We start from the raw sequence: 3,019 nt of genomic DNA on the forward strand, positions 1-3,019 counted from the left end.
CTCCCTCGCCTGCGAGTCCTCGCTGACCGGCCTCGTACGACAGGAGAACGGCGTCTTCCGGCTGTCCTTCACCGGGACCCCGCAGGCGGCCGACGGCCCGGTGGGCGTGGTCACCGACGCGGACGGCCTGCACACGCTGGCCCCGGCCGGACTGCCGCAGACCGTGCTGGACCGGTTCGCCCAGGAGCCGCTGACCGGCGGCGCGGTGCCGGAGAAGGCCACCGCCGTGCTGGTCCTGCGGGAGCGCGAGACCGGTGCCGAGTATCGCCTGGCCACCGAGTCCGAGGTGCGCCGCACGGTCGAGGGCGGCCTCACCGTCGCCGGTACGGCGGAGCTGGACCCCACGTCGGCCGCCGGGGGCGACGCCCTCGACGACGGCGCCTGGGACCTCTACGTCCGGCTGACCGCGCTCGGCTGGACGAAGACCGCCCGGCTCGGCCGGACCCGTACGGCCGAGGTCTCCGAGGAGCTCACCGGGGCCCCGCACCCCGCCGACCCCGCCCGCACCATCACCCCGTACTGGACGCGACCGCACCGCGACCTCTCGCTGCGGGTGGAGACCCCGGAGCCCGCACCGGCCCCGCGCAAGCAGGGGCTGCTGCGCCGGGTCGCCAAGGCCATCAAGGGCAAGTAGCCGCCCGACGGGACGGGGTGACGACCACTCAGCAGCAGCCGAAGCCGTCCGGGTCCACGCTCCCGTCGGGCAACGACCGTACGTTACGGGCCTCCTTGGCCCGGGCGGCCAGCAACTCGTCCGCCGGGTAAGCCACTTCCTCCAGGGTGAGGCCGTGCGGCTTCACCACGTGGACCCCGGGGTCCCGCACCCCGGCCGCCAGCACCTCGGCGGGCCAGGGGGCGGGGCGTCGCCCGTCGCCCACGAACAGGGCGGCGCCGATCAGCGCGCGCACCATGTTGTGGCAGAACGCGTCCGCCTGCACGGTGGCGGTGAGGACGCCCGACTCCTCGTCCCGCACCCAGCTCAGCTTCTGGAGCGTACGGATGGTGGTCGCACCCTCGCGCTTCTTGCAGTACGCGGCGAAGTCGTGCTCGCCGACCATCGGCGCCGCCGCCTCGTTCATCGCGTCGAGGTCCAACGGCCTGTCGTGCCACAGCACATGACCGCGCGTCAGCGGGTCCACCCCGCCGGGCCGGTCGGCCACCCGGTAGGCGTACCGCCGGTGCATCGCCGAGAAGCGGGCGTTGAACCCGGCCGGGGCTTCGGCCGCCCGCCAGATCCGCACGTCCAGCGGCAGCCGCCCCGCCATCCGGCGCAGCAGCTTTTCGCGGTGTTCCTCCCACACCTCGGCCGGCAGGTCGACGTGCGCGACCTGTCCCCGGGCGTGCACCCCGGCGTCCGTACGACCCGCGACCGTCAGGTCGTACGTCCGCGCGGAGCGGGTCACCGTGCGCAGGGCGTCCTCGATCTCCCCCTGGACCGTCCGCCGGGACGTCTGCTTCGCCCAGCCGGAGAAGTCCTTGCCGTCGTAGGACAGGTCCAGCCGTACGCGTACCGCACCGGCCTCAGGCTCGTCGCTCACCCGCGCATCCTCTCAATCCCGTGTACTCGATACCGGAAACAGAACGGGCCCGCACCGCCCCGAAGGGTGATGCGGGCCCGCACAGTGGTCTCAGAACGCTCAGGCGTCCTTGGACTCCGCGTCGGCCTCGGCCGGCTTGGCGTCCTCGACGACCTCGGCGGACTCGGCCTTGGCCGCGTCCTCCTTGACCGCACGCTTGGTGGCGGCCTCGGCCTCACCGGTGGCCTGCTGGGCCACGGTCAGGGCCTCGACGAGCTCGATGACCGCCATCGGGGCGTTGTCGCCACGACGGTTGCCGATCTTGGTGATACGGGTGTAACCACCGGGGCGGTTCTCGTACCGGGGGGCGATCTCGGTGAAGAGCGTGTGGACGATGCTCTTGTCCGTGATCGTCTGGAGCACCAGGCGACGGTTGTGGATGTCGCCCTTCTTCGCCTTCGTGACGAGACGCTCGGCGACGGGGCGCAGACGACGGGCCTTGGCCTCGGTCGTCGTGATGCGGCCGTGCTCGAACAGCGACTTCGCGAGGTTCGCGAGCAGCAGACGCTCGTGCGCGGCGCTGCCGCCCAGACGTGCACCCTTGGCGGGACGCGGCATGGTGTTTCTCCTTGTGTGCTGCACCGGCCGTATCAGGTACCGGTGTCAGTTCCCGTGAGGCGGTCGCCCCGCGGAAGTCCGTGTGTCGAGGGCCCGAAAGCCCTCACGGGCGGGCCGGCGCGATCGCACCGGCCCGTCCGGGGGTGGTTCTAGTACTGCTCGGTCTCGACGAAACCGGCGTCCGCGTCGTCGTCGGCGCCGAAGGCGTCGGCGGCGGCGGTCGGGTCGAATCCGGGCGGGCTGTCCTTGAGGGCCAGGCCCATGCCGGCGAGCTTCGCCTTGACCTCGTCGATCGACTTCGCACCGAAGTTGCGGATGTCGAGCAGGTCGGCCTCGGAACGCGCCACGAGCTCACCCACGGAGTGGATGCCCTCGCGCTTGAGGCAGTTGTACGAGCGGACCGTGAGCTCAAGCTCCTCGATCGGCAGCGCCAGATCGGCGGCGAGCGCGGCGTCCGTCGGCGAGGGGCCCATGTCGATGCCCTCGGCGTCGATGTTGAGCTCGCGCGCCAGACCGAACAGCTCGACCAGGGTCTTACCGGCCGACGCCATGGCGTCACGGGGACGCATGGCCTGCTTGGTCTCGACGTCGACGATCAGCTTGTCGAAGTCGGTGCGCTGCTCGACACGGGTCGCCTCGACCTTGTACGTGACCTTGAGCACCGGGGAGTAGATGGAGTCGACCGGGATACGGCCGATCTCCTGGCCCGCCTGCTTGTTCTGGACGGCGGACACGTAGCCGCGACCGCGCTCGACGGTCAGCTCCATCTCCAGCTTGCCCTTGCCGTTCAGCGTGGCGAGGACGAGGTCCGGGTTGTGGACCTCGACGCCGGCCGGCGGCGCGATGTCGGCAGCGGTGACCAGGCCGGGACCCTGCTTGCGCAG

At 71.7% G+C, this 3,019-nt stretch carries 3 protein-coding genes and 1 pseudogene; 1 reads left to right on the forward strand and 3 read right to left on the reverse strand.

Annotation, left to right across the window (positions count from 1 at the left end):
- Positions 1-634, forward strand: a pseudogene (locus ACWD3D_RS35445) (hypothetical protein); the annotation flags it as partial.
- Positions 635-662: 28 nt separating this feature from the next.
- Here the strand turns inward: ACWD3D_RS35445 and truA are convergent.
- From truA to ACWD3D_RS35460, 3 genes are all read right to left on the reverse strand, one after another.
- Complete coding sequence (gene truA, locus ACWD3D_RS35450; RefSeq protein ID WP_451464787.1) at positions 663-1,538, reverse strand: tRNA pseudouridine(38-40) synthase TruA; 876 nt, start codon at positions 1,536-1,538, stop codon at positions 663-665.
- Between the two features lie 99 nt (positions 1,539-1,637).
- On the reverse strand, positions 1,638-2,135 hold the full coding sequence (gene rplQ, locus ACWD3D_RS35455; RefSeq protein WP_451464788.1) for a 50S ribosomal protein L17: 498 nt from the start codon (positions 2,133-2,135) through the stop codon (positions 1,638-1,640).
- A 149-nt stretch (positions 2,136-2,284) separates the two neighbouring features.
- On the reverse strand, positions 2,285-3,019 hold a 735-nt coding region (locus tag ACWD3D_RS35460; RefSeq protein WP_451464789.1), incomplete at its 5' end, for a DNA-directed RNA polymerase subunit alpha.

It is taken from the genome of Streptomyces sp. NPDC002690, assembly GCF_053592415.1.